Below are 26,021 nucleotides of genomic sequence, written 5' to 3'. Positions count from 1 at the left end.
ATAAATTGCGCTCCGTGATGAATCGTTCTCGGGAGGTACCTGTGGAAGCGTTGTCGCTCACCGAAGAGCAGCGCGAGTTCGCCGCGGCGATACGCGAATTCGGCCGGCGCGAGTGCGGAACGCGGGAGCAGCGCGACGCCCTGACCGATCACGGTGCCGAGCAACACCACGCCGGCGTCTACCAGAAGCTCGCAGACCTGGGCTATCTGGGCGTATCGATCCCGGAGGAATACGGGGGCAGCGGCGGCGGCCTCACCGAGCAGGTGATCCTGTTCGAAGAGCTGTGGCGCGCCCTGGTCCCGGTGCACGGCGCAGGCACCTCGCACACGGTGGCCGGGATCTACAAACGCTTTGCCAGCGAGGAGCAGAAAACGTCCGCCCTCGGATCGATCTGCGCCGGCAATGTCTGGTCGATCAGCATCTCGGAGCCCGGAGCGGGTTCGGATGCCGCCGCGGTCAGCTGCCGAGCCGACAAGGTCGAGGGCGGATGGCGGGTGAACGGGCAGAAGACCTGGTGCTCGGACGCGCAGTTCGCCACCGCGATCCTGGTCGTGGTGCGCACCTCGCGGGGCACTCGACCCCATGACGGACTGACCCTGCTGGAAGTCCCGACCGACACCGAGGGTCTGCGGATCAGCCCCATCTCGACGATGGGCGGCAGTGAGGTCAACGACCTGTACTTCACCGATGTGTTCGTTCCCGAATCAGCACTCGTCGGCGTCGAGGGCGGCGGCTGGAAGCACGTCATGGCGGGCCTCAACGGCGAGCGGTTGGTCTGCGCCGCACAGGGTCTCGGGATGGCACAGCGGGCATTCGACGACCTGCTGGCGTATGTGACGCAGCGGCAGCAGTTCGGCGCCCCGATCGGCTCGTTCCAGGCGCTGCGCCATCGGATCGCCGATCTCGCCATCGAGATCGAGGCCGCCCGGGCTCTGACCTATGCCACCGTCCACCACATCGAGAACGCCATCGGCACGCCCGAGGACTGGGTCCGTGCGACCTCGATGTCGAAGGTGAAGGTGACCGAGACGGCCAAGAAGGTGGCGCTCGAGGGCGTGCAGATGATGGGCGGCTACGGCTACTCCTCCGAATTCGACATGGAACGCCACCTGCGCATGAGCATCGCGCCGACCATCTATGCCGGTACCAACGAGATCCAGCGCGACATCATCTCCTCGACCTTCGGGCTGCGCCCGTCGACTCGCTGAAAGCGGCTCTTGCGATCCTGTGATGCTTGACACTGGACAGAGCATTCTTCAATAATTGAGATTGATTGCCTCATATTTACGCCTTGGGAAAGTACCCAGGTCAGCGCCACCTTTGGTGAGGAGCAGGAAATGACTGTCACACAGCCCGAACTACGGGTACTCGACGCCGAGACCTACGCGAACGGCGACCCGACCACGTTCGGTCTGCCGCTCGACCAGTACGCCTGGCTACGGGATAACGAACCCTGCTATCTGCAGGAGTTCGACGACCCGATGCTCATCGACCGCGCCTGGGTGATCAGCCGCAACGCCGACATCTGGAGCGTCGACCGCAACCCCGAGCTCTACACCACGGCCCGCGGCGGCGTGAACATCTGGCGGGTCACGCCGCTGGACGCCGAAGCGGGCGGCAAGCCGGCCATGCTGACGATGGACGGTGCCAAGCATCGCGAACAGCGCGGGGTGATGAGCAAGGCGTTCACGCCGCGATTCGTCCGCGGTCTCGAGGAGAAGTTCCGCGGGTACGCCGTCAACATCGTGGATGAGGCGCTGGAGAAGGGCACCTTCAACTTCGTCGACGATATCGGCAACGCCATGCCCATGGAGGCGCTCGGCGACGTGCTCGGTGTGCCCGCGGGCGACCGGGCGAAATTCTTCGAGTGGGTCGACAAGTTCGCAGCACCGTTCGATACCCGGATCACCCCGTCCTTCGAGGTGGTGTTCATGTCGATCATGAACCTGTTCAACTACGCGGTCGAGCTCGGCGACCTCAAGCGCCAAGAGCCGGGCGACGACGTGATCACCCAGCTGGTGCAGGCCGGTGCCGACGTGATCTCCCAGGACGAGCTGATGGGCAACGTCGCGCTGCTGGCCAGCGGTGCCGCGGAGAGCACCCGGACCGCGCTGTCACACGGCATGCACGAGCTGATGCGCAATCCCGAGCAGATGGCGTGGTTGCGCGAGCGTGCCGACGACATCCCCGACAGCGCGATCCAGGAGATCGTGCGGATCGCTTCGCCGTTCACCCACCTGGTTCGCACCGCGACCGCCGATCACGAGTTCCATGGCAAGGAAATCAAGGAGAACGACAAGGTGCTGATGCACTTTGCCGCAGGCAATTTCGACGAACGGGCCTTCGGCGACCCGAACTCCTTCGACCTCTCGCGGGAGAAGAACCCGCATGTGAGCTTCGGCCGCGGCCCGCACCAGTGCCTCGGCAAGCACGTCGCGTCGCTGGAGATGAAGATCCTGCTCGAAGAACTGCTGCGGCGGACCAAAACCATCGAGCCGGCCGGCGACATCGTCTACGTCCGGGACGCGTATTCCCGTGGCGTATACCAGCTTCCGGTGACGATCACAGGAGCGTGACAATCCATGCGGGTCATCGTTGACAGCGACCGCTGCGAGCTGCACGGCGAGTGCATGGTCGCCGCCCCCGACGTGTTCGACATCGGAGATGACGACGAGGTCGTCACCGTGCTCAACGCCGAGCCCGGCGAGCATCTGCGCGCGGCCGTGGAACAGGCCGTCTTGATGTGTCCGCTCGGCGCGATCAGAATAGAGGGTTGAAAACGTGACCGCCATCAAGGATCCCGCCGAGACCGGGACAGTCGTCGAGGTGCGCAATCCCGCCGACGGCTCGGTGGTCGGGGTGGTACCCGATATGACCCCCGACGCAGTCGGCGCACTGGCCGACCGACTCCGTGCCGCGCAACCGGCCTGGGCTGCGATGTCACCGCAGGCACGCGCCGGGCACCTGCGTCGCTGGCTGGATTGGATCGTCGACAATCAGGACCGCATCCTGGGGCTGGTGCACCGCGAGGCCGGCAAGTCCTGGGGTGACGCCCAGATCGAGCTGCTGGTGTGCATGGAGGTCATCAACTACTACGCCAAGCACGGCGCCGAGTTCCTCGCCGACGAGACCCGCCGGCCACACGGTCCGGCATCGTTGACCAAGAACCTCCGAATCCGTTATTCGCCTTATCAACTCGTCGGCGTCATCACGCCGTGGAACTATCCGCTCGGGATGCCGATGATGGACATCCCCGGCGCCCTGATGGCCGGTGCCGCGGTGCTGAGCAAGCCGTCGGAAGAGACGCCGCTGGCGTGGGCCGAAGTGGTCCGGGGATGGAACGAGGAGATCGGCGCCCCGCCGGTACTGGGCTGCGCGACCGGGCTCGGCGGTACCGGAGCCGCCGTCGTGGACGCCGTCGACATGGTGCAGTTCACCGGATCGACGGCGACGGGACGGCGCATCGGCATGCGCTGCGCCGAACGCCTCGTCCCGGTGAGCCTTGAACTCGGCGGCAAGGACGCGATGATCGTGCTCTCCGACGCGCCGCTGCACCGCGCCATCCGCGGCGCGATCTGGGGCGGCTTGTTCAATGCCGGGCAGTCGTGCATCGCCGTCGAACGCATCTATGTCGAAGCGCCGATCTACGAGGAGTTCGTCGGCGGTTTGGTGGATCAGGTCAACGCCCTGCGCCAGGGACACGACTCGCAGGGCGACTTCACCGCCGAGTTCGGCGCGATGGCCACCGAGAATCAGATGCAGATCGTCGAGCGCCACGTCGCCGATGCGGTGGCCAAGGGCGCCCGGGTGCTGACGGGCGGTCAGCGCGCGACAAGTGGGTTGTTCTATCCGCCAACGGTTCTGGTCGACGTCGACCACACCATGCTCTGCATGCGCGAGGAGACCTTCGGCCCGTTGTTGCCGATCATGAAGGTCCGTGACGAAGACGAAGCCGTGCGTCTGGCGAACGACAGCCCGTACGGCTTGGCCAGCAGCGTCTGGACGTCATCGCCGCGGCGCGCCGAACGAGTCGGCACTCGCATCGAGGCCGGCGGGGTGAACATCAACAACGCGATGATCAATGTCTTCCAGTTTCCGCTGCCCATGGGCGGCTGGAAGCAATCCGGTCTCGGCCACCGGTTCGGTGGCCCGAACGGTGTGCGCAAGTTCTGCCGTCAGCAAGCCTTCGTCAGCGAGAAGGTACACCTCGAAACCGAAACCCATTGGTATCCCTACTCACGCCGGAAAGCACGGGTGACGGCTGCGGTGCTGCGACTGGTGGAGATGAACGATTGGCGCCGGCGTCTCGGGTTGCGCCCGCGGTGACACACGGAGGGCCTCTCACCGGGGTCAAGGTCATCGAGTTGGCCGGTATCGGCCCCGGGCCCTACGCGGCGATGCTGTTGGCTGATCTGGGCGCCGAGGTGATCCGCGTGGAGCGTCCAGGGCCGGCAGCCAGTGAGGTACCGCCGGAACTCGATGTGCTGCGGCGTAATCGGCGCTCCATCGTGGTCGACCTGCGCCATCCGGAGGGCAGGCAGACCGTCCTGGCGCTGGTGGCCAAGGCCGACATCCTGATCGAGGGGTTCCGGCCCGGTGTCACCGAACGGCTCGGACTGGGCCCCGACGATTGCCTGGCGGTCAACCCGCGCATCGTGTACGGCCGGATGACCGGGTGGGGCCAGACCGGGCCGCTGGCACCGGCCGCCGGACACGACATCAACTACATCGCGATCACCGGAGCGCTCGGCGCGATCGGCCGCTCCGGCGATGCGCCAGTCCCGCCGGTGAACCTGGTGGGCGACTTCGGCGGCGGTTCGACCTTCCTGGTGATCGGCGTTCTCGCAGCACTTTTCGAGGCAACGAACTCCGGGCACGGACAGGTGGTGGACGCGGCCATCGTCGACGGCGCGAGTTCCCTGACCGCCCTGCTGCACGGGCTGCTCGCCGCGGACCGATGGATCGACCGACGCGGCGAGAACTTCCTCGACACCGGCGTCCCCTGGTACGACAACTACCGGACCTCGGACGGCGAATGGATGTCGGTCGGCGCGCTCGAGCCGAAGTTCTACGCGGAATTCACGACACTGCTCGGCCTAGACCCCGAGACCGCCGCACTACGTGCCGACCCTTCGGGATGGCCACGGCTGCGGGCGGCGATCACCGATGCGTTCGCGGCGCGCACCCGGCAGCAGTGGGCGGACGTGTTCGAGGGCACCGACGCCTGCGTCGCCCCGGTGCTGTCGCTCTCCGAGGCCGCGAAACACCCTCATCTGGCCGCGCGCGAGACGTTCATCGATGTCGGTGGGGTATCCCAGCCGGCGCCGGCGCCCCGGTTCAGCAGGTCAGTCCCCGGCCACCCGTCGCCACCGCCCGCCGTGGGCGCCGATGGCCGGCAGGTGTTGTCCGACTGGGGAATCCACGACGCCGATCGGCTGATCGAAGCCGGCGTCATCGTCTGCGACTGACGCCCGCCCTTCCCGGGTCAGCCGGTCAACTCGCCGGCGTCGACCATCACCTCGTGGTAGTCCGCGCGGTCGAACGGCAACAACAACCGCCAGTAGTCGATGTACTTCCACGGGCCGGTGACCACAATGCGGCCGAACTCGTTGCGGTAATAGGTCGTCATGCCGGGGTGCGACCAAATGCAATGCGACAGAGCCTCGTCCAGCTTCGCGTTGTAATCCTCGAAGCGATCCCTATCCACCTCGATGACCCCGGACGGCGTCTGCAGCAACGCGCTGATCGCCTCCATGACATAGCGCACCTGGAACTCGGTGGCGTGAATGGCGCTGCCTCCATGTCCGGCATTGGTGTTCGGGCCGTTGAGAATGAAGAAGTTCGGGAAATCGGGCACGGTCACACCGAGATAGGCGCGCGCGTCGTGCACTCCCCATTGCTCACGCAGCGTTATGCCCGAGCGGCCGATGATGTCCATCGGCCAGAGAAACTGCAGGATGTTGAACCCGGTGGCCAGCGCGATCACATCGGCATCGCAACCATCGCCCGACACCGCGACGACGCGGTTGCCGTCGATCTTTGCGACCGCCTCGTCTACCAACGTGACGTCATCGCGCGTCATCGTGCGATACCAGTTGTTGTCGATCAGGGGCCGCTTGCCGTACGGCGGATAGTCAGGCAAGCAAGCGTCGATCAGATCGGTCCGGTCGCCGAGTTGCTCCTTGATGTACTTGGTCAGGAACACCCGGTGCCGCTCGTTGGTCGCGTTGACCGAGCGTTCCGGATGCTCCCAGTCCGGATCGATCTGCAGCGACGAATGCAGCCGGTCGCTGAAGTTCCAGAATGCCCGCAGCCGATACCACTGCAGGTAGAACGGGACCTCTCGCATGAGGAACTGGACGCTCGACGGGACGTCTCGATGGTAGTTGGGGTGCGGCACCGCCCATTGTTTGGATCGCTGGAACACCGTCACGTGTGCCGCATCGTCGGCGATCGACGGCACCAGTTGCATCGCGCTGGCGGCACTGCCGATCACCGCCACCCGCTTGCCGGTCAGGTCGACTGCGGGATCCCATGCGGCGGTGTGCAGTACGGGACCGGGAAAGTCCTCCAGCCCAGGCAGTTCCGGGATCGACGGGCGATTGACCATGCCCACAGCGCTGACGACCACATTGGCGCGAATGGTCTCGCCACTCCCCTTCGCACGGGTGTCGATGCTCCAGCGGCCGTCTTCCGACTCGTAGCGGACGGTGTCCACTTCTGTCCCGAATCGGATGTGCCGCCGCAGGTCGAACCGGTCAGCGAGGTGCTGTAGGTATGCCTGGACCTCGGCGCGCGGGGCGAAGTAGCGGGTGATGTCCGGATTAGGCGCGAACGAGAACGTGTAGAGATGCCCAGGGGTGTCGACACCGCAACCGGGATAGACGTTCTCCAGCCAGGTGCCGCCGAGGTCGTCGTCCTTTTCCAGGATCGTGAAATTGACTCCGGCAGAGGCGAGTTGGATGCCCATGGCGAGGCCTGACAGTCCGGCTCCGATGATCACCACCTGGAAGCGGGAATCACGTGCCTCGTCGGGCAGCGTCACGTTGCGGGAGATGAAACCCATCTCCTCTGAGAGGAGTTCGCCATATTCGGCGGGCACGTCCTCGACCATCGCGCAGGCCAGCATCTCGGCGACCGCCTCAGGTGCGGGTTGCACCGGGGTGAGCCGGCCTTCCCGATAGGCGATCACCGCATCGAGGACCGCCTCGCGCACCTCCTGCTGAATCTCGGCCGGCAGTTCACCAGAGTCGTTGTCGTCCAGTGGTTTACCACGGGACGGTCGATATGGATCCGCGGTCCACTTCGGATCGCCGGTGAGATGGCGAAGCACCATCAACAACGTCGGGACATTACCGTCGGGCAGAGCCTCGCGGATCGCATCAACCCATTCCCGAGGTGCCGCCGAGGGCACCTGATACGACGTCTGCATGACCCCAACCTTCGTGCTGCAGTGGGCCTGACCAGGCCACCATGTTTTTGAACTTATGCGTCTCAATATAGCGGGGGGTCTGAGAACGCGCAATCCTGCTGCGAGATCCCTTGCACTGTCCGGCGATCGCACCCGCGCACGCGGGCACCACGCACCCATCAGTGCAAGTACTGGTCTCAAATGGCCGCCATTGTCAGCGACACCCGGTGGGCTGGAGTCAGGCCTTCGGGAGCTTCAGCCGCAGCAGGGTGATCGCCGAATCCGCGATCTGCTCAGCCGTGATCTTCTCGCTCGGCCGGTACCACCGCGACACCCAGATGATCATGCCGAGGATCAGCCGGGTGGCCACGACGGGATCCGTCTTGTCCAGGCAGCCCTCGTCCATACACGCCGCGACTACGCTCGACCAGCGCTTTTCGAATTGCCGACTCCATTTGCGCCACCGCATGAAGACATCCGGTGGCAGGCCGCCGCCACCGAAGAACACCGGCATGTAGCTACGCATCTGGATGGCCGCGTCGGCCTGCAGCCTGATGAGTTCGACGAGTTGCTCGTCGGGTTTCGAGACCGAGGCCAGCACGGCATCGGTGCGCTCGGTGAGTTCGCGAGTGCTCCGTTCGAACAGAATGCCCAGCAGCTCTTCCTTGGTGGGCACGGTGCGGTACAGCGTCGCCCGCGAGACCGACAGCTTTTCGGCGGTGTCGGCGATCGACACCGCTTCGATACCGCCTTCGGCGAACAGCTCGGCAACCGCGTCAGCGACAGCGTCCCGGTCGATCTCCAGCCGCGGGCGGCCTCTGGATCGAGACGCGCGACCGCCGTTCACATCGGTTGACATCGGCACCTCATCAGATGGGGGAACGCACCGGCCCAGAGACCGGCGCTGTCATGGCGTCGATTTTAGAGGCAGGCTGCCCCGAAATCCCGGATGGGCCCAGCGTCGTCGCGCCGCTGCGCAGCCGAGCGACGAGGATCGTCACGCAGACGAGCATCACGAACGCCGTGACCCCCACCGTCAGGTACTGCCAGGTGGCGAAGAACGGCCCATAGAACGTCACGGTGACGCCCCACCACAGCACCACCATCGCGGCGAAACACCCGTACATGAGGGCATGTTGGGCAACCGCCGACCGGCGCCGGAGGATCAGCGCCGTCGTCGCGACAGGCAGCGCGAACAGGGTGATCGCGGGAGCCGCCTGGTAGAGCGGGTCACCCCACAGTGCTTTGAGGTACTCCCACAAGACGACCATCGCCACCGCGCCGGCGATGACGAGGCCGGCCCAGGTCCCGGTTCGGCCGTCGGGCAGGTACTCGCGGCGGCCGACGGCGATCGCCTGGTAGAGGAACACCAGCTCGAGCAGCAATGCCGTCAGCAGCCCGATCCAGAACAGCTTCAGGAACCAGTTGTCGTAGGTGTTGAACCAGGTGTCGAACCGGGCCACCACGCCCAGATCGTGGGCGAACCACAGGTAGGTGCACGGCAGCGGAATCGATATCCAGCCTTCGCGCCGGGTCATCACGACCGCGGTCACCATGGCGATGTTCTGCAGCACCATCGCCAACCCGAATCCGATCAGAATCGGGATCTTGTGCTGATCTATCGCGGCGAGAATGATCTGCGGGTCGTACATGACCCTGATTATGATACGAATCGTCTCGATATAGGAAGGGCTGCTGAGCCACCGCTACCCCGTGGGTGCGCTGACCCCGGCAGGCAGGAAGGCCGGCAGCACGAATGACCGCAGCAGGATGCGGTGGCCCGGGTCGTCGGCGCGCGAGAAGTCGAGGCGACCGACCAGAATGAGCTGAACCAAGGCCAACCACTCGGCGACGTCACCGATCGCCAGATCGTCGCGGATCTCGCCACGTTCGGCGGCTGCCTGCAGGATCGGCTCCCACATTTCGGCGGTCAGCGCAGCGGCCAGACCGGCCCCGCCGACCAGCGTGGTGGCCATCTCCATACGTTCGGGACTGACCAGGATGCGCACGATCGGATCCCTGCGGCCATGATCGACGAGATAGATCAGACCCTCGACGAGCTGCTCGGCAAAAGTCTCGTGACTGGCGATGAAGGCGCGGGCGCGTTCGAACAACATTCGCGACCGCCGCTCGATGAGCGCGCCCAACAGTGCATCGCGGTCCGCGAAGTAGCGATAGACCGTCGGCCGGGAAACGCCAACCTCCTTGGCGATGTCATCCATCGTGGTCTTGTCGACACCGAAACGCAGAATGACCTGCTCAGCGGCACTCAGGATCTGCTGGCGCGCTTCATCGGTGTCGACACTGAGCCCTGTGCCGCCCCGTCGGCGAGCCATAATGTCTCCTGTCGATCTGCCACTGGGCCAAGTCCGCAGCCCGCGATCTCACAGAATTTTACAATCATCTTTTCTTGTCAGTTGTCACATCGGGCAAGAGCGTCGATATCGGAGCCACAACTGCCGGATACCCCACTTCCCGCAGTAGACCTCGACTCGAGCGCCTGAACATTAGCAGCACTTATCAGACCCAAGAATCTTTAGTTGGACTGTCTCACGTCCAGTCCATACCGTCATCTCCATGGCCTCGCCCCTCCTCATCGGCTTTCTGACGTCTTTCACATTGATCGCGGCGATCGGCGCCCAGAACGCGTTCGTGCTGCGTCAGGGCATCCGCGGCGAGCACGTGCTCGCCGTGGTCAGCGTGTGCGCGATCTCCGACCTGCTGTTGATCACCGCCGGGATTGCCGGCATCGGCGCGCTCATCACCGCTCATCCCCAAACCGTCAGCGTGGCCAAGATCGGCGGCGCCGGGTTCCTGTTCGTCTACGGTGCGCTGGCCGCCCGCCGTGCACTGCGTCCGTCGAGCATGGCTCCCACCCAAAAGGGCTCAACGCGCCTGATTTCCGTCCTGCTGACCTGCCTGGCCATGACGTTCCTGAACCCCCACGTCTATCTCGACACCGTCGTGCTGCTCGGGACGCTGGCCAACCAGCACGCCGACAGCAGGTGGTTGTTCGGCATCGGCGCAGTGACCGCGAGTGTGGTCTGGTTCGTCAGCCTGGGGTTCGGCGCACGCCGGTTGGCCGGCCTGTTCGCCACCCCGCTGACGTGGCGGATTCTCGACGGCCTGATCGCGGCCACCATGATTGGACTCGGCATCTGGATGGCCGTGAGCTAATCTCGCGCCGTGAGGGCGCAGTGGACGAGACGCGGGTTTCTGGGGGCCGCCGGCGCGGCGGGCGCACTGTTCGCCGCCGCGTGCTCGTCGGAGGGCTCGAGCGAGGACGCCACCCCCAAATCAGTGACCATCAAACATCTCTTCGGCGAAACGACGATCTCGGCGCCGCCCAAGCGCGTCGTCAGTGCGGGCTTCACCGAGCAGGACGACCTTCTCGCGGTCGGCGTGGTACCGATCGCGGTGACCAATTGGTTCGGTGACCAACCCTTCGGGGTGTGGCCGTGGGCGCTGCCCAAACTCGGTGCCGCTCAACCCGTTGTGCTCAACCTGGACAACGGAATTCAGGTGGACCAGATCGCCGCGCTCAAACCCGATCTGATCGTGGCCGTCAACGCGGGCCTCGACGAGGACACCTACAAGAAACTCTCGGCGATCGCGCCGACCATCGCCCAGTCCGGCAATGCCTTCTTCGAACCGTGGAAGGACCAGGCCACCGCGGTGGGAACCGCGGTGTTCGAGGGCAAGCAGATGAAACAGTTGATCGCGGGCGTCGACAACAAGTTCGCCGACATCGCGAAGAACAATGCCGCCTTCAAAGACAAGAAGGCGGTGCTGCTGGCGGGCAATTTCGTCGGCGGCACCCTCGCCGCGACGCTGCCCGGGTGGCGCACCGACTTCTTGACGACCATGGGCTTTCAGGTCATTGACAGCATCCAGGCATTCGCCGTCGACGACCACCGCGCGGCCATCCCGCTCGACAAGCTCGCCGACACGCTGGATTCCGCCGACGTGTTGATCTGGTCCACCGAGAGCGACGCCGAACAAGCTGCGCTGCTGGCGGATCCGGCCGTCGCCGCGCTGGCCGATCGGAATATCTTCACCGGCAAGGACCTCGCCGGTGCGATCGCCTTCGCATCCCCGCTGTCCTACCCCGTGGTCGCCGATCAATTGCCGCCGCTGCTCTCGCGCGCACTGAGCTGACCGGTCGTGCTTGGATAGCACCGTGACCAGCAGCCAGACCACCGCGCGCGATGCCATAACCCCCGGGTTCGCACAGGTCGGGTCTCGCTATTATCCGGTCTTCGTCTCGGTCTTCACCGCCCTGGTGATCATCTCCAACGTCACCGCCACCAAGGGTGTCGCGTTCGGACCCGTCATCGGCAACTGGTCGATCATCACCGACGGCGGCTTCATCGTCTTCCCGCTCACCTACGTCATCGGCGACGTGCTCTCCGAGGTGTACGGGTTCAAGGCCGCAGGCCGGGCGATCGTCCTCGGCTTCGCGATGAACATCCTGGCCGCGCTGGCATTCTGGGTGACCATCTACCTGCCGTCGGCCGACTTCTACACCAACCAGGAACATTTCGAGAACATCGTCCACGCCTACACCCAGTTGATCGTGGCCGGCCTGGCCGGCTTCATCGTCGGCCAGACCATCAACGCCTTGACCGTCGTCAAGATCAAGGAACGCACGAAGGAGAAGCACCTGTGGGCGCGGCTGGTCGGATCGACCTTCGCCGGCCAGCTCGGCGACACCCTGGTGTTCTGCAGCATCGCCGCCAGCGCTATCGGCATCAACACCTTTGGCGATTTCGTCACCTACACCGCGCTCGGGTGGGTCTACAAGACCGCCGTCGAGGTGGTGATGCTGCCGGTGACCTACCGGGTGATCGCGTACATCAAGCGTCACGAGCCGACCTATACCCAGATGGTCTGACGCGCACGATAAATGTGGCACCTCTGGCAGTGCTCGAAATCCGCAGACCCAGTCCCTCGGCGGATCTACCGTCGATGAATGAGTGTGGCGACGGACCTGATGGTGTCCAACACAATCCGTGACTACGGCGAAGCGGCGCTGCTACTCGAATGCGAGTCGACCGAGCGCGTGCTGGCCTTTGCCGGCGCGCTGCGCCGGGCGCATCTGCCCGGGATTCTCGACATCGTCCCGGCCGCGCGTACCGTCCTGATCACACTGTCCGACCCGGGGTATCAGGCACCCACCCGGCAGCGGCTCAAACAACTGCCGATCGACACCGCGGGGCCGCGGCAGCATCGGGCCGATGACGTCGACGTGGTGATCGAGGTGGTGTACGACGGCGCCGATCTCGACGATGTCGCCACGCACACCGGGATGGACGTCGCCGCGGTGATCGAGGCCCATACCGCCGCGCCATGGCGGGTCGGATTCTCCGGATTCGCACCGGGTTTCGCTTACCTCGTCGGCGGTGACCCCCGCCTGGCGGTGCCGAGGCGCAGCGATCCGCGCACCTCGGTACCGGCCGGATCGGTCGGACTTGCCGGCGAGTTCAGCGGCATCTACCCGCGCCAGTCTCCCGGTGGCTGGCAGCTGATCGGCCGCACCGACGCGGTGCTGTGGGATATCGGCCGGCCGAAACCCGCGCTGTTGGAGCCGGGCATGTGGGTGCAGTTCCGGGCGATCGCCGCGGACCCGCGATGATCACCCTCGAGGTGTTACGAACCGGTCCGCTGGCGCTGCTCGAAGACCTCGGCAGGCCGGGACTGGCGCACGTCGGCGTCACCCGCTCCGGGGCGGCCGACCGTCGCGCGCACCGGTTGGCCAATCGCCTGTTGGCCAACCCCGACGACCACGCCACCGTCGAGATCACCCTGGGCGGATTCGCCGCACGGGTGCGCGGCGGCGATGTGGATGTCGCCGTGACAGGTGCCGACGCCGATCCGGCTGTCAGCGGAGTTCCTTTCGGCACCAACAGTATTCACCACGTTCGCGAAGGCGAGGTGATATCTCTCGGCGCCCCGCAGACCGGGCTGCGCAGCTATCTCGCAGTCCGCGGCGGGATCGCCGTCGATCCGGTGTTGGGTTCGCGCAGTTACGACATGATGTCGGCGATCGGACCCCGCCCACTGCGGGTCGGTGACGTGCTGCCGGTGGGCGCGCACGCCGACAGGTACCCCGAACTCGACCAGGCGCCGGTGGCTGCGATCACGCAGGATCACCTCGAACTGCGCGTGGTGCCCGGTCCGCGCGACGACTGGTTCACCGACCCCGACGCCCTCGTCCACACCGACTGGGTGACCACCGACCGCAGCGACCGGGTCGGCATGCGGCTGTCCGGGCGCCCGCTCGTCTACCGCTGGCCCGACCGTCAGTTACCCAGCGAGGGCGCCACCCGCGGCGCGATCCAGGTGCCGCCGAACGGCCACCCGGTGATCCTCGGTCCCGACCACCCGGTCACCGGGGGCTTTCCCGTGATCGGCGTGCTCACCGATGCCGACACCGACAAGGCCGCCCAGATCCGGCCGGGGCAAACGGTGCGGCTGCACTGGACCAGGCCTCGTATCGCAGCGGGGAGCGCCCCGGCCTGGTAGAGCTGAGGGTGTGCACGCGCAGGTCCACACCGCCCGGCTGATTCACACCAGCGATCTGGACACCGACACCCGCCAGCACGCCCGGCAGATGGTGACCGAGGCGTTCGGTGAGTGGACCGAGTTCACCGATTCGGACTGGGAGCACACCCTCGGCGGCATGCACGCCGTCATCGCCCATCGCGGTGCGCTGGTCGCTCACGCGGCCGTGGTGCAGCGCCGACTGCTCTACAACGGCCGGGCATTGCGCTGCGGCTACGTCGAAGGCGTCGCCGTCCACGAGGACTGGCGCGGACAAGGCCTGGCGCACGCCGTGATGGATGCGATCGAGCAGGTGATTCGCGGGGCCTACGAGATCGGGGCACTGAGCTCGAGCCCGATCGGCGAGAAGCTCTACCGTCCGCGCGGGTGGCTGCACTGGCGGGGACCGACCTCGGTGCTCGCGCCAGCCGGGCCGACCCGCACCCCCGACAACGACGGCTCGATCTTCGTCCTGCCGGTCGACATCGAGGTCGACCTTGCCGCGGACCTGACATGCGACTGGCGTGACGGCGACGTCTGGTAGCCCGGCAGCAACGTCAATAGATAGCAGACGGAATACAACTGCCCGCAACCGTTGTTGATAATCGGCTTCCCAGTGGAACCGGCTTCGACACTGGACTGGCTGCACCGCAACAACTCTGAGCCTTCCCGGGCTCGCCGTGGCCGGCGAACAGCAAACCTGGGAAGTCACTGTGCGGCGGGCCCGAGCCGGATAGTTATTGCTGCTACATAGTCCGCGTGATATAGATACCGGGTGGGAAATCAGCCGGCCGAGCAAGACCTCGGCGAGTGCGTCGGCGATGCCCTTGACCAGGCAATGGACCTGACAATCCGATTCCTCGCCGACCGTGCCGACCTGAGCGCGTCCGCGGCGTTCACGATGAACCGGGTGGCTCGTGAAGGCCCTATCCGGCTGACCACGCTGGCCGCGAAGGAAGGGGTCAGCCAGCCCTCGATGACCCAGTTGGTCCAGCGGCTCGAACGTGCCGGGCTGGTGACCCGGCTCGCCGACCCCGACGACGGCCGGGCCTGCCTGGTCGCCATCACCGACGAGGGCCAGGACGTCCTCGACGAGCGCAAACGCACACGCCGAGAACGTCTGTCCGCCTTGATGACAACGCTGACGGACGAGGAACAGATGCAGCTGTGGTTGGCCGCGCGGGTTGCGCTTCCGCTCATCTGTCGACTCGCCGCCAATGCCGACTGCGCCACGGACACGGCCGCACCGCGGCCGGGCCATTGACGGAAGGTGTTCGGGTGAAAGCTGTTCCGGTGGGTCGCGTGCTGAAACGCATCTGGATCCCGTTGGTCTTGATCGTGGTGCTGGCCGTCTCCGGCCTGGTCGTATCGCGTCTGCACAAGAAATTCGCGTCGCAGGACCTGAACGCCGGTGCCGGCGCCGGTATCGAGATCGTCCAGTTCAACCCCAAGGTCATGGTCTACGACGTCTATGGCGCACCGGGGACCACCGCCCAGATCAGTTACTTCGACCCGGAAGCCAAGGTGCACACCGTCGACGTGCCGCTGCCCTGGTCGATCACCCTGTCGACGACGTTGCCTGCCGTCAGCGCCAGCCTCATGGCGCGGACCGACGGCGATGAGATTGGATGCCGCGTCACTGTGAACGGAACCGTCCGCGAGGAGCAATCGGCCAATGGCGTCAACGCCCAGACCTACTGCCTGGTGAAGTCCGCATGACCCATACCGTCACCACACCCGAATCCGCAAGCAAGCAAAGCCGGCCCGTCATGCCGCACCTGATCCGCATCCTCGCCTGGCCGATCATCCTGTTCTGGCTCGCGGTCGCCGTTGTGGTGAACGTCGTCGCGCCACAGCTCGAGGTCGTCGGTGAGATGCACTCGGCGCCAATGGCACCCGAGGACGCGCCGTCGATGAAGGCGATGAAGTTGATGGGCGCCAACTTCCAGGAATTCAACTCCAACAGCACGATCATGATCGTCGTGGAGGGCCAGAAGCCGCTGGGCCCGGACGCACACCAATACTACGACGAGATCATCCGCAAGCTGGAGCAGGATCCCGAACACATCCAGCACATCCAGGACTTCTGGGGCGACACATTGACGGCGGCTGGCGCCCAGAGCGCCGACGGCAAAGCCTCCTACGTGATGCTCAACCTGGCCGGCGAACAGGGCCAGACCCTGGCCAACGAAGGCGTGGATGCCGTCCGCAAGGTCATCAAGGAAACCCCCGCTCCGCCAGGCGTGCAGGCGTACGTCGCGGGCCCGGCCGCGCTCACCGACGACATGCACGTCATCGGCAACGCCAGCCTGGTGCAGATCACGTTGATCACGCTCATCGCGATCGCGGGAATGCTGCTGGTGGTCTATCGCTCGATCCGGACCACTCTGATCCAGTTGTTCCTGACGTTCCTCGGACTGCTGACCGCGCGCGGTGTGGTCTCGATTCTGGCCCTGCACGGCGCTTTCGGCCTGACGACGTTCGCCGGAAACATCCTCACGATGCTGGCGATCGCCGCGGCCACCGACTACGGCATCTTCATCTTCGGCCGCTATCGCGAAGACCGTGGCATGGGGTTGGACCGAGACGACTCGTACTACGCCACCTTCAAGTCCGTCGCACCCGTCATCGTGGGTTCCGGACTCACGATCGCAGGCGCGACCTACTGCCTGAGTTTTGCGCGACTGCCCTACTTCACCACCATGGGCGCACCCGTCGCGATCGGCATGCTGGTGATCGTCGCGATCGCGGTCACGCTCGGCCCGGCCGTGCTTTTCCTTGGCAGCCGCGTTGGGCTGTACGAGTCCAAGCGGCCCCCGCAGAGCAGATTCTGGCGGCGCGTCGGCACAGCCGTCGTACGTTGGCCCGCACCGATTTTCGTGGCCAGCCTGTTCGTCGTTTTGATCGGCATCATTGCCATCCCCGGATACAAGCCGGCCTACAACGACCGCTACTACCTGCCGACGGACGCCCCGGTCAACCAGGGCTTCGCCGCCGCCGACCGGCACTTCACCCAGGCCCGGATGAACCCCGACATCCTGATGGTCGAAGCCGACCATGACATGCGCAATCCCGCCGACATGCTGGTGCTGAACAAGATCGCAAGCAATGTCATGCACACCGAGGGCATCGCGATGGTGCAGAGCATCACCCGGCCGCTGGGTATCCCGATCCAGCACAGCTCGATTCCATTCCAGACTTCGGTGGCGGGTCAGACCACCAACATGAACCTGCCGTTCCAGCGGGACCAATTGAACAACCAGCTGAAAACAGTTGATTCGATGAACGTTTCGATCGACATCTTGGAGAAGCAGTACCAACTCTCGCTCAAGCAGACCCAGCTCACCCAGGATTCGGCGGCCCGTTCACAGGACCTCCTGCAAACCACCGAGCAGTTGCGCGACAACATCGCGAACTTCGACGACCAGTTCCGGCCGATGCGCAATTACTTCTACTGGGAGCCGCACTGCTTTGACATCCCGCTGTGCGCCGCGGCAAGGTCCCTGTTCGACTCCTTGGACGGAATCGACGCAGTGACCGACAAAACGGCAGGGGTGCAAGGCAATACCGACCAGCTGGCGGCGATCGCACCGCAGCTGACGGCGCTGCTTCCCCAGACGATCGCGTCGATGAAGGTCAGCCGGGACCTCGCGCTGGCCTCCTACAACTCGCAGAAGGCCCTGCTCGACCAGATGCAGGCGACCAACGACACGGCGCTGGCGATGGGTGAGAGCTTCGACCAGGCCAAGAACGACGACCTGTTCTTCCTGCCGCCGGAAGCCTTCCAGAATCCGGATTTTCAACGCGGCCTGAAGATGTTCCTCTCACCCGACGGCAAGTCCACCCGCATGTTCATCACCCACGAGGGTGACCCGGCGACGGTGGACGGCATCGCGCGCGTCGATTCGGAACGCAAGGCGGCACAAGAGGCCCTGAAGATGTCGTCGCTGTCGAACGCCAAGATTCATCTGGGCGGCGTCGCAGCGACCTACAAGGACATGTCCGATGGCGCGCGCTACGACCTGATGATCGCCGTGGTGTCGTCGCTGACGCTGATCTTCATGATCATGCTCATTCTGACCCGCAGCGCGGTCGCGGCTCTGGTGATCGTCGGTACGGCGGCCAGTTCGATCGCCGCATCCTTCGGTATCTCGGTTCTGCTGTGGCAGGACCTGTTCGGGATACAGGTGCAGTGGCTGGTCATGTTGATGTCCGTCATCATCCTGTTGGCGGTCGGCTCGGACTACAACCTCTTGCTCGTCTCGAGGTTCAAAGACGAGATCCACGCGGGCCTGAAGACCGGCATCATCCGCTCGATGGCAGGCACGGGTGGCGTGGTGACGTCGGCCGGTCTGGTGTTCGCCGCCACCATGGCGGGCATGATGGGCAGCAAGCTGATCGTGCTGGCCCAGATGGGCTCGACGATCGCGATCGGCCTGCTGATCGACACCTTCATCGTTCGATCGCTGTTGATGCCGTCGATCGCGACGATGCTGGGCCGGTGGTTCTGGTGGCCGCTGGTGGTCTATCCCCGCGGGGACAACCACTTCCTGCCGCCCACGCCGCGCAGGCGCCCTGCGAGCGACGATGCGGACACCGCAGCGCTACCCGCGCAGGCCTAGCGGCCACCGCAGCCGGCACACCCACTACCGCCAGCGGTCGAGGATCTCGTTGGCCCGCACCGACAGCGCGCGCTGCCAGAACGGCCCGAAGCTGATCCGCCCCACGCCCAGTGGCCCGAACGACGCCGGGTCGTCGGACTCCGGTATCGCGATCGCGTTGATCGGCAGCGGAAGTTCAGTGGCCAAGCGGCGCAACGTGTCCGGCTCGTGCCGACCCACCGGGTACAGCGCGTCGGCCCCCGCGGCGGCGGCCTCACTCAGCCGCGCGATGGCCCGGTCGACACGGTCGGCGTCGTCACCGTCGTTGCGCAGGAACAGGTCGGTGCGGGCATTCACGACCACATGGACCCCGGCGCGGTCGGCGGCGGCGCGCAGCGCCCCCACGAGTTCGGCGTGCTCGGTGGACGACCGCAGCCGCTTGCCCTCGCTGTGCACGGTGTCCTCGATGTTCAGGCCGACCGCCCCGGCACCGAGCAGTCCGTCGATCAGGCGCTCGGCAGGCTGTGTGTACCCCGATTCGATGTCAACCGACACCGGGACGTCCACGGCCGCGGCGATCTGGGCGACCCGGGCGAGCACATCGTCGAAACTCATGCCTTCGCCGTCGGGCTTACCGACGGAGTCGGCCATCGGATGGCTCCCGACGGTCAGCGCCGCGAACCCGGCGTCCACTGCCAGATTGGCCGACCAGGCGTCCCACACCGTCGGGAGCACCACGGGGTTGCCCGGCTGATGCAACGCCAACAACGCTTCCGCACGTTCGGCAAGACTGCTCTGAATCACCATCGGAGGCTCCTCACTCCCGTTTTCTTCGTCGTACGGACCCTGGGGCGTTCAACACGGCTGCCGCAACACCATTCCCGACGTGACCTGTCTCACGTTGTGTTCCAAATGTGGCTAGCATCGGTTGTCGTACTGTGATCCATAACACCTTCAGCCCAGGGAGGTCCCGTTGTCTACCACTACAGAATTGGCCGAACTTCACCATCTGATCGGCGGATTGCGGCGGTGCGTGACCTCTTTGCAGGCGCGCTATGCCGACACTCCGGCAATGCGCCGGATCGTCAACGACGCCGAACGCATCCTCAATGACGTGGAACTTCTCGATATCGACGCCAATGAGCTTGCCCTAACCCAGCAAACCGCGGTGGTCTCCGGCGAGAAGATCGGAATTCCGGATACGCCATACGACAGCACCTTCTGGCGTGACGTCGACGACGAAGGAGTTGGCGGCCACAGCCGCCGCTGACCCCGATTTAGCGGGGTGCCGTGATCTAGGTACCCTCCGATGAGTTAATGCGAAGGGGATCACAGTAGATGAGCGCACCTGCGGGTAACCGCCCTGCGACCGGCGTCTTCTCACCCGGCCGTGCCCAGATACCGCAACGCACGCTGCGGACCGACAACTGGCTCAAGGCACCGATCTGGACGGACCTCGGGTTCGCGGCATTCGTCATCTACGCGACGGTGCGCGCGTTCCAGCGGGACCACTTTTTCGTCCCGCAGTACCACTACCTGACGCCGTTCTACTCGCCGTGCCTGAGCAAGGCATGCGGTGAGGCAAGCGACTTCTGGCCGCAGATACTGCCCGCGACCGGGCCGCTCTCGCTGCTGCCGTACGCGTTCCTGTCGCTGCCGTTCCTGCTGCTCTTCCGGCTGACGTGCTACTACTACCGCGGCGCCTACTACCGCTCGGTGTGGCAGTCGCCGACCGCCTGCGCAGTGGCTGAGCCGCATGCGAAATACACTGGCGAGACGCGCTTTCCGCTGATCATCCAGAACACCCACCGGTACTTCTTCTACATCGCCGGCATCATCTCGATCATCAACACCTACGACGCGATCGTCGCCTTCCACTCGGAGACCGGGCCCGGCGGCTTCGGATTCGGCCTGGGCAACATCATTCTGGTCGGCAACGTCGTGATGCTGTGGGTCTACACGATCTCCTGCCACTCGTGCCGCCACGTCACCGGCGGCCGCCTGAAGCACTTCTCCAAGCATCCGGTCCGCTACTGGATCTGGACGCAGGTCAGCAAGCTGAACACCCGGCACAAGCTGTACGCCTGGATCACCCTCGGCACCCTGATGCTGACGGACTTCTACGTCATGCTGGTGGCCAGTGGCACCATCTCCGACTTGAGATTCGTTGGCTGACAAGCCAATTCAACCTGAACTAGCGAGGAAGATTCATGGCTGAACTCGAACGGCACTCCTACGACGTCGTCGTTATCGGTGCCGGCGGGGCTGGGTTGCGTGCGGTCATCGAGGCGCGCGAGCGGGGTCTGCGCGTCGCGGTGGTGACCAAGTCGCTGTTCGGCAAGGCCCACACCGTCATGGCCGAAGGTGGTTGCGCCGCCGCGATGCGCAACGTCAACACCAAGGACAGCTGGCAGGTGCACTTCGGTGACACCATGCGCGGCGGCAAGTTCCTCAACAACTGGCGGATGGCCGAGCTGCACGCGCAGGAAGCCCCCGACCGGGTGTGGGAGCTGGAGACCTACGGCGCGCTGTTCGACCGCACCAAAGACGGCAAGATCAGCCAGCGCAACTTCGGCGGCCACACCTACCCTCGGCTTGCGCACGTCGGTGACCGCACCGGGCTGGAGATCATCCGCACCCTGCAGCAGAAGATCGTCTCGCTGCAGCAGGACGACAAGAAGGAACTCGGCGACTACGAGGCCCGCATCAAGGTCTTCCACGAGTGTTCGATCACCGACCTGATCAAAGACGGTGACGCGATCGCTGGAGCCTTCGGCTACTGGCGCGAGACCGGCAAGTTCATCCTGTTCGAGGCGCCGGCCGTGGTGCTGGCCACCGGTGGTATCGGCAAGTCGTTCAAGGTGTCGTCGAACTCCTGGGAGTACACCGGCGACGGGCACGCGCTCGCGCTGCGCGCAGGTTCCGGCCTGATCAACATGGAGTTCATCCAGTTCCACCCGACCGGCATGGTCTGGCCGCTGTCGGTGAAGGGCATCCTGGTCACCGAGGGTGTCCGCGGTGACGGCGGAGTTCTGAAGAACTCCGAGGGCAAGCGCTTCATGTTCGACTACATCCCCGAGGTGTTCAAGGGGCAGTACGCCGAATCCGAGGAAGAAGCCGACCAGTGGCTCAAGGACAACGACTCCGCGCGCCGCACCCCTGACCTGCTTCCTCGCGACGAGGTCGCCCGCGCCATCAACGACGAGGTCAAAGCCGGTCGCGGGACCCCGCACGGCGGCGTCTATCTCGACATCGCCTCCCGTATGCCTGCCGAAGAGATCAAGCGCCGCCTGCCGTCGATGTACCACCAGTTCATTGAGCTGGCCGAGGTCGACATCACCAAGGACATGATGGAAGTCGGTCCGACCTGCCATTACGTGATGGGCGGTATCGAGGTCGATCCCGACACCGGCGCAGGCGCGACTCCCGGCCTGTTCGCCGCGGGTGAGTGCTCGGGCGGCATGCACGGCTCCAACCGGCTCGGCGGCAACTCGCTGTCCGATCTGCTGGTGTTCGGCCGGCGCGCCGGACTCGGCGCGTCGGACTACGTGCGGGCGCTCTCGCAGCGTCCCGCGGTGTCCGACACGGCGGTCGAAGAGGCCACCAAGCTGGCGCTGGCGCCGTTCGAGCCGAAGGCCAACCCCGAGAACCCCTACACCCTGCACGCCGAGCTGCAGCAGTCGATGAACGACTTGGCCGGCATCATCCGCAAGGAAGGCGAACTGCAGGAAGCCCTGGTCAAGATCGACGAACTGAAGAAGCGCTACGCCAACGTCGTCGTCGAGGGCGGACGCATCTTCAACCCGGGCTGGCACCTGGCGATCGACATGCGCAACATGCTGCTGGTCAGCGAATGTGTGGCCAAGGCCGCACTGCTGCGCACCGAAAGCCGCGGCGGCCACACCCGCGACGACCATCCGAAGATGGATGCCGCCTGGCGCAACAAGCTGCTGGTCTGCCGGGTGGCAGCCGGCGAGTCTGACGTCGTGGTGCCCGATGTCGATGTGACGCCCGAGCAGCAGCCGGTGATGCGGCCCGATCTGCTGGCCACCTTCGAGCTGTCCGAACTCGAGAAGTACTACACCGACGATCAACTGACCGAGCACCCGGACCGGAAGGGCTGAGAATGGCTGCCTACAACGCGAAACTGCGGGTCTGGCGCGGCGACGAAGACGGCGGCGACCTGCAGGACTACACCGTCGAGGTCAACGACGGCGAGGTGGTGCTCGACATCGTCCACCGCCTGCAAGCCACCCAGGCCGGTGACCTCGCTGTGCGGTGGAACTGCAAGGCCGGCAAGTGTGGATCGTGCTCAGCGGAGATCAACGGCCGCCCCCGGCTGATGTGCATGACCCGCATGTCGACGTTCGGCGAGGACGAGGTCGTGACGATCACCCCGCTGCGGACCTTCCCCGTGATGCGCGACCTGGTCACCGATGTCTCCTTCAACTATGAGAAGGCGCGGGAGATCCCGTCGTTCACTCCCCCGAAGGATCTGCAGCCCGGCGACTACCGGATGCAGCAGGAGGACGTGAACCGCAGCCAGGAGTTCCGCAAGTGCATCGAGTGTTTCCTGTGCCAGAACGTGTGCCACGTCAACCGTGACCACGAGGAGAACAAGAAGTCCTTCGCCGGCCCGCGTTATCTGATGCGGCAGGCCGAGCTGTCGATGCACCCGCTGGACACCATCGACCGGCGCGACATGGCGCAGGACGAGAACGGTCTCGGCTTCTGCAACATCACCAAGTGCTGCACCGAGGTGTGCCCCGAGCACATCAAGATCACCGACAACGCACTGATCCCGATGAAGGAACGCGTCGCCGACAAGAAGTACGACCCGGTGGTGTGGCTGGGCAACAAGTTGTTCCGGCGAACGTAGTGAGCGGAACCATCAAACGCAGCAGGCGCGACAAGTAAGTCAAGGCTCAAGGTGGCGGGCCGCGAGATATTTCTCGCGGCCCGTTGTCATCGGCGCTGACGTGGGTAGCCTCGAACCATGGGTAGCGTCCATAGCGTCAACGACATCCGCAAGGCGATCCGCGAGCTGTCCGCCCGCGCCGAACTGGCCAACAAAGAGGGCCGGTCCGACGACGCGGCCGAGCTGGAGAAGCGCATCGCCGGCTATCGCGAAGAACTCGGCGAGAAGCCCTGACCCGCGCGGCAGGAGCAGGCTGGGCTAGGCGCCCAGTCTGCGGAAAGTACTGCGGTGGAACACGATTGGCGGCACGTCGTGCACAGTGATGGCCTTGACCTCCAAGACCACGATGGTGTGGTCACCGGCCGGCACCAGCTGAGTGATCGAGCTCTGCAGCCACACGCTGGTGCCGTGGACGAATACCGCACCGCTGGAGTGTGAATGAGTCTCCAGCCCGGCGAAGCGGTCCCCGGTCTTGGCGGCCAGCGTGCGCGCGGCCACGTCGTGTGACTCACCGAGCAGGCTGATGCCCAGCGACGGCAGGTCTTTGAGCTTCGGCCAGGTCTCCGAATTGTTCTGCACGCAGAACGAGACCAGCGGCGGATCCAGCGACACCGGCACGAAGGTGCTGGCGGCCAAACCGACCCGAACACCCTCGACCTCAGCGGCGATCGCGATGACGCCGGACGGGAAATGACCGAACGCCTCACGCAGCGAGGCGGGGCTCAGCTCTGTGTCACTCATAACAGCGATATCTTCCCATGTGACGGTGCGCCGCGGCCACAGCAGGGTGAGGCCTGATTCAAATACCCGTTGAGTAGCCTGGGGCCGTGCCGAACGTCTCCATCCTGTCCGTGCTGCGCGAGCGCGCTGGTGCGACGCCAGACGACGTCGCGTTCACGTTCACCGATTACGACCGGGACTGGAACGGGACCGCCGAGAGTTTGACCTGGTCGCAGCTGTACCGCCGCACGCTCAACGTCGCGCACGAGATCAGCCGGCACGGTGCGCCCGGCGACCGGGCCCTGATCATCGCGCCGCAGGGCCTGGCCTATGTCGTCGCGTTTCTGGGGGCCATGCAGGCCGGTTTCATCGCGGTCCCGCTCTCGGTTCCGGTGCCGGGGTCCCACGACGAGCGGGTCAGCGCCGTGGTGACCGATACCTCGCCGACGGTGGTGCTGACCACCTCCGAGGTGTTCGAGGTCGCCGCACAGTATGTGGACGACGGCGCCGCCGTCATCGCCACGATCGCGGTGGACACCCTCGATCTCGATGCGGCCAAAGACGTCGACACCGAGGTACCCGAGGGACCGGATATCGCGTATCTGCAGTACACCTCGGGCTCGACGCGGCTACCGGCCGGCGTGATGATCTCGCACCGCAACGTGGTCGCGAATTTCGATCAGTTGATGGCCGCATACGTGCCCCACCACGGTGGCACGTTCCCGCCGGGGACCAGCCTGGTGTCGTGGCTGCCCTTCTTCCACGACATGGGTCTGATACTCGGGATCGCCGCACCGATCCTCGGCGGATATCCCGCCGACCTGATGAGCCCCGTCGCGTTTCTGTCTCGCCCGGCGCGATGGCTGCAGGCCATGGCCCGCCACCCGAGAGCGTGGTCCGGCGCGCCGAACTTCGCGTTCGACCTCACCGCACGGCGTGCCAGCGACGACGAATTGGCGTCCCTCGACCTCAGCGGCGTCGTCGGCATCATCAACGGAGCCGAGCGCATCCATCCGGAGACGTTGGTCAGATTCAACGAACGCCTCGCGCCCAACGGCTTCCGCCCGGAGATGATCGCACCCTCCTATGGCCTGGCCGAGGCAACGGTCTATGTCACCAGTAGTGCTGCGAACCGGGTGCCGGAGGTTGCCGAGTTCGACCCGGTCGAACTGTCCCTCGGCACGGCTGTCCCCAAGGCCGGCGGATCACCGCTGTTGCGGTACCGGCTGCTGGTGTCGCCGCTGGTGCGGATCGTCGATGCCGAGACCTGCCGATCGTGCCCCGACGGCACCGTCGGCGAGATCTGGACGCACGGTGAGAACGTCTCCGCCGGGTACTGGCGCAAACCGGAGCAGACCGGGTCCGCGTTCGGCGCGACGTTGCTCGACCCGCCCGCGGGCACCCCGGAGAGCGGTTGGCTGCGGACCGGCGATCAGGGCTTCATCTCCGAGGGCGACCTGTTCATCGTGGGCCGCATCAAGGACATGCTGATCGTGCGCGGCCGCAACCACTACTCCGACGACATCGAATCGACGGTGCAGAAGATCACCCGGGGTCGGGTGGCGGCCATCGCGGTGTCCGACGAGCAGACCGAGACGTTGGTGACCATCGTCGAGCTCAAGAAGCGCGATGATTCCGACGAGTACGGACAAGTGAAAAATGATGTGATCGCGGCGATTTCGCGTGCGCACGGCTTACAGGTGGCCGACATCGTGCTGGTGGAGCCAGGGTCGATCCCGACCACCACCAGCGGCAAGGTCCGCCGGGCAGCGAGCATCGAGCAGTACCGCCAAGGACAGTTCGTGCGGTTGGATGCGTAGCTGATCTC

Annotated in this window: 26 protein-coding genes; 20 read left to right on the top strand and 6 right to left on the bottom strand. The window is 65.3% G+C overall.

Annotation, left to right across the window (positions count from 1 at the left end):
- Positions 1–17 precede the first annotated feature (17 nt).
- From HPC46_RS03990 to HPC46_RS03970, 5 genes are all read left to right on the top strand, one after another.
- Complete coding sequence (locus HPC46_RS03990) at positions 18–1,208, top strand: acyl-CoA dehydrogenase family protein (protein WP_179467353.1); 1,191 nt, start codon at positions 18–20, stop codon at positions 1,206–1,208.
- Between the two features lie 129 nt (positions 1,209–1,337).
- A complete protein-coding gene (locus tag HPC46_RS03985; protein WP_179467030.1) occupies positions 1,338–2,576 on the top strand; it encodes a cytochrome P450 in 1,239 nt (412 codons plus the stop codon).
- Positions 2,577–2,582: 6 nt separating this feature from the next.
- Positions 2,583–2,777 carry a ferredoxin gene (locus HPC46_RS03980; protein ID WP_179467028.1) on the top strand — a complete coding sequence of 65 codons (195 nt, stop codon included), beginning with the start codon at positions 2,583–2,585 and terminating at the stop codon, positions 2,775–2,777.
- Positions 2,778–2,781: 4 nt separating this feature from the next.
- On the top strand, positions 2,782–4,326 hold the full coding sequence (locus HPC46_RS03975) for an aldehyde dehydrogenase family protein (protein ID WP_179467026.1): 1,545 nt from the start codon (positions 2,782–2,784) through the stop codon (positions 4,324–4,326).
- Positions 4,323–5,468, top strand: a complete 1,146-nt coding sequence (locus HPC46_RS03970) for a CaiB/BaiF CoA transferase family protein (protein WP_179467024.1) — start codon at positions 4,323–4,325, stop codon at positions 5,466–5,468. The genes HPC46_RS03975 and HPC46_RS03970 overlap by 4 nt, the downstream gene beginning before the upstream one ends.
- A 17-nt stretch (positions 5,469–5,485) precedes the next feature.
- Here the strand turns inward: HPC46_RS03970 and HPC46_RS03965 are convergent, their stop codons facing one another.
- The 4 genes from HPC46_RS03965 to HPC46_RS03950 form a co-directional block, all read right to left on the bottom strand.
- A complete protein-coding gene (locus HPC46_RS03965) occupies positions 5,486–7,432 on the bottom strand; it encodes a flavin-containing monooxygenase (RefSeq protein ID WP_179467021.1) in 1,947 nt (648 codons plus the stop codon).
- Between the two features lie 217 nt (positions 7,433–7,649).
- Complete coding sequence (locus HPC46_RS03960; protein ID WP_179467019.1) at positions 7,650–8,270, bottom strand: TetR/AcrR family transcriptional regulator; 621 nt, start codon at positions 8,268–8,270, stop codon at positions 7,650–7,652.
- A 10-nt stretch (positions 8,271–8,280) separates the two neighbouring features.
- Positions 8,281–9,063, bottom strand: coding sequence for a hypothetical protein (locus HPC46_RS03955; protein ID WP_179467017.1), 783 nt, complete (start codon positions 9,061–9,063; stop codon positions 8,281–8,283).
- 54 nt (positions 9,064–9,117) lie between these two features.
- Entirely contained in the window at positions 9,118–9,747 is a 630-nt protein-coding gene (locus tag HPC46_RS03950) for a TetR/AcrR family transcriptional regulator (RefSeq protein ID WP_179467015.1), read from the bottom strand.
- Between the two features lie 241 nt (positions 9,748–9,988).
- Here HPC46_RS03950 and HPC46_RS03945 point away from each other — a divergent pair, with 241 nt between their 5' ends.
- From HPC46_RS03945 to HPC46_RS03905, 9 genes are all read left to right on the top strand, one after another.
- Positions 9,989–10,588, top strand: a complete 600-nt coding sequence (locus HPC46_RS03945; protein WP_179467013.1) for a LysE/ArgO family amino acid transporter — start codon at positions 9,989–9,991, stop codon at positions 10,586–10,588.
- Between the two features lie 9 nt (positions 10,589–10,597).
- Positions 10,598–11,569 carry an ABC transporter substrate-binding protein gene (locus HPC46_RS03940; protein ID WP_179467011.1) on the top strand — a complete coding sequence of 324 codons (972 nt, stop codon included), beginning with the start codon at positions 10,598–10,600 and terminating at the stop codon, positions 11,567–11,569.
- Between the two features lie 22 nt (positions 11,570–11,591).
- The gene (locus tag HPC46_RS03935) at positions 11,592–12,305 is read left to right on the top strand and encodes a queuosine precursor transporter (RefSeq protein WP_179467009.1); all 714 of its coding nucleotides are present in this window, start codon (positions 11,592–11,594) and stop codon (positions 12,303–12,305) included.
- A 78-nt stretch (positions 12,306–12,383) separates the two neighbouring features.
- On the top strand, positions 12,384–13,046 hold the full coding sequence (locus tag HPC46_RS03930) for a 5-oxoprolinase subunit B family protein (RefSeq protein ID WP_179467007.1): 663 nt from the start codon (positions 12,384–12,386) through the stop codon (positions 13,044–13,046).
- Entirely contained in the window at positions 13,043–13,936 is an 894-nt protein-coding gene (locus tag HPC46_RS03925; RefSeq protein WP_179467005.1) for a 5-oxoprolinase/urea amidolyase family protein, read from the top strand. Before HPC46_RS03930 ends, HPC46_RS03925 begins: the two co-directional genes overlap by 4 nt.
- Before the next feature lie 10 nt (positions 13,937–13,946).
- Entirely contained in the window at positions 13,947–14,498 is a 552-nt protein-coding gene (locus HPC46_RS03920; protein WP_179467003.1) for a GNAT family N-acetyltransferase, read from the top strand.
- A gap of 231 nt (positions 14,499–14,729) precedes the next feature.
- Complete coding sequence (locus HPC46_RS03915; RefSeq protein ID WP_325096560.1) at positions 14,730–15,218, top strand: MarR family winged helix-turn-helix transcriptional regulator; 489 nt, start codon at positions 14,730–14,732, stop codon at positions 15,216–15,218.
- A gap of 14 nt (positions 15,219–15,232) precedes the next feature.
- Positions 15,233–15,673, top strand: a complete 441-nt coding sequence (locus HPC46_RS03910; protein ID WP_179467001.1) for an MmpS family transport accessory protein — start codon at positions 15,233–15,235, stop codon at positions 15,671–15,673.
- A complete protein-coding gene (locus HPC46_RS03905) occupies positions 15,670–18,576 on the top strand; it encodes an MMPL/RND family transporter (protein WP_179466999.1) in 2,907 nt (968 codons plus the stop codon). The genes HPC46_RS03910 and HPC46_RS03905 overlap by 4 nt, the downstream gene beginning before the upstream one ends.
- Before the next feature lie 24 nt (positions 18,577–18,600).
- On the opposite strand, the gene HPC46_RS03900 is transcribed toward HPC46_RS03905, so the two are convergent.
- Positions 18,601–19,362 (bottom strand): isocitrate lyase/PEP mutase family protein, encoded by a 762-nt coding sequence (locus tag HPC46_RS03900; protein WP_179466997.1) that lies wholly within the window; start codon positions 19,360–19,362, stop codon positions 18,601–18,603.
- A gap of 166 nt (positions 19,363–19,528) precedes the next feature.
- Between HPC46_RS03900 and HPC46_RS03895 the strand changes: the two genes are divergently transcribed.
- From HPC46_RS03895 to HPC46_RS03875, 5 genes are all read left to right on the top strand, one after another.
- Positions 19,529–19,825, top strand: coding sequence for an Rv0250c family protein (locus HPC46_RS03895; RefSeq protein WP_005142720.1), 297 nt, complete (start codon positions 19,529–19,531; stop codon positions 19,823–19,825).
- A 68-nt stretch (positions 19,826–19,893) separates the two neighbouring features.
- On the top strand, positions 19,894–20,730 hold the full coding sequence (locus HPC46_RS03890; protein ID WP_005142717.1) for a succinate dehydrogenase subunit SdhC: 837 nt from the start codon (positions 19,894–19,896) through the stop codon (positions 20,728–20,730).
- A gap of 35 nt (positions 20,731–20,765) precedes the next feature.
- Entirely contained in the window at positions 20,766–22,679 is a 1,914-nt protein-coding gene (locus HPC46_RS03885) for a fumarate reductase/succinate dehydrogenase flavoprotein subunit (protein ID WP_179466995.1), read from the top strand.
- 2 nt (positions 22,680–22,681) lie between these two features.
- A complete protein-coding gene (locus HPC46_RS03880; protein ID WP_179466993.1) occupies positions 22,682–23,434 on the top strand; it encodes a succinate dehydrogenase/fumarate reductase iron-sulfur subunit in 753 nt (250 codons plus the stop codon).
- 117 nt (positions 23,435–23,551) lie between these two features.
- Positions 23,552–23,707: a hypothetical protein gene (locus HPC46_RS03875; RefSeq protein WP_179466991.1), complete on the top strand. Its 156-nt coding sequence runs from the start codon at positions 23,552–23,554 to the stop codon at positions 23,705–23,707.
- Between the two features lie 24 nt (positions 23,708–23,731).
- On the opposite strand, the gene HPC46_RS03870 is transcribed toward HPC46_RS03875, so the two are convergent.
- Complete coding sequence (locus tag HPC46_RS03870) at positions 23,732–24,214, bottom strand: flavin reductase family protein (RefSeq protein ID WP_179466989.1); 483 nt, start codon at positions 24,212–24,214, stop codon at positions 23,732–23,734.
- Positions 24,215–24,300: 86 nt separating this feature from the next.
- Here HPC46_RS03870 and HPC46_RS03865 point away from each other — a divergent pair, with 86 nt between their 5' ends.
- Positions 24,301–26,013 (top strand): AMP-binding protein, encoded by a 1,713-nt coding sequence (locus tag HPC46_RS03865; RefSeq protein ID WP_179466987.1) that lies wholly within the window; start codon positions 24,301–24,303, stop codon positions 26,011–26,013.
- Positions 26,014–26,021 lie beyond the last annotated feature (8 nt).

Origin of the sequence: Mycolicibacterium vinylchloridicum (genome assembly GCF_013404075.1) — a bacterium.
In the GTDB taxonomy this organism is placed as follows: Bacteria; Actinomycetota; Actinomycetes; order Mycobacteriales; family Mycobacteriaceae; genus Mycobacterium; species Mycobacterium vinylchloridicum.
This window is presented reverse-complemented; position numbering and strand designations above follow the sequence as displayed.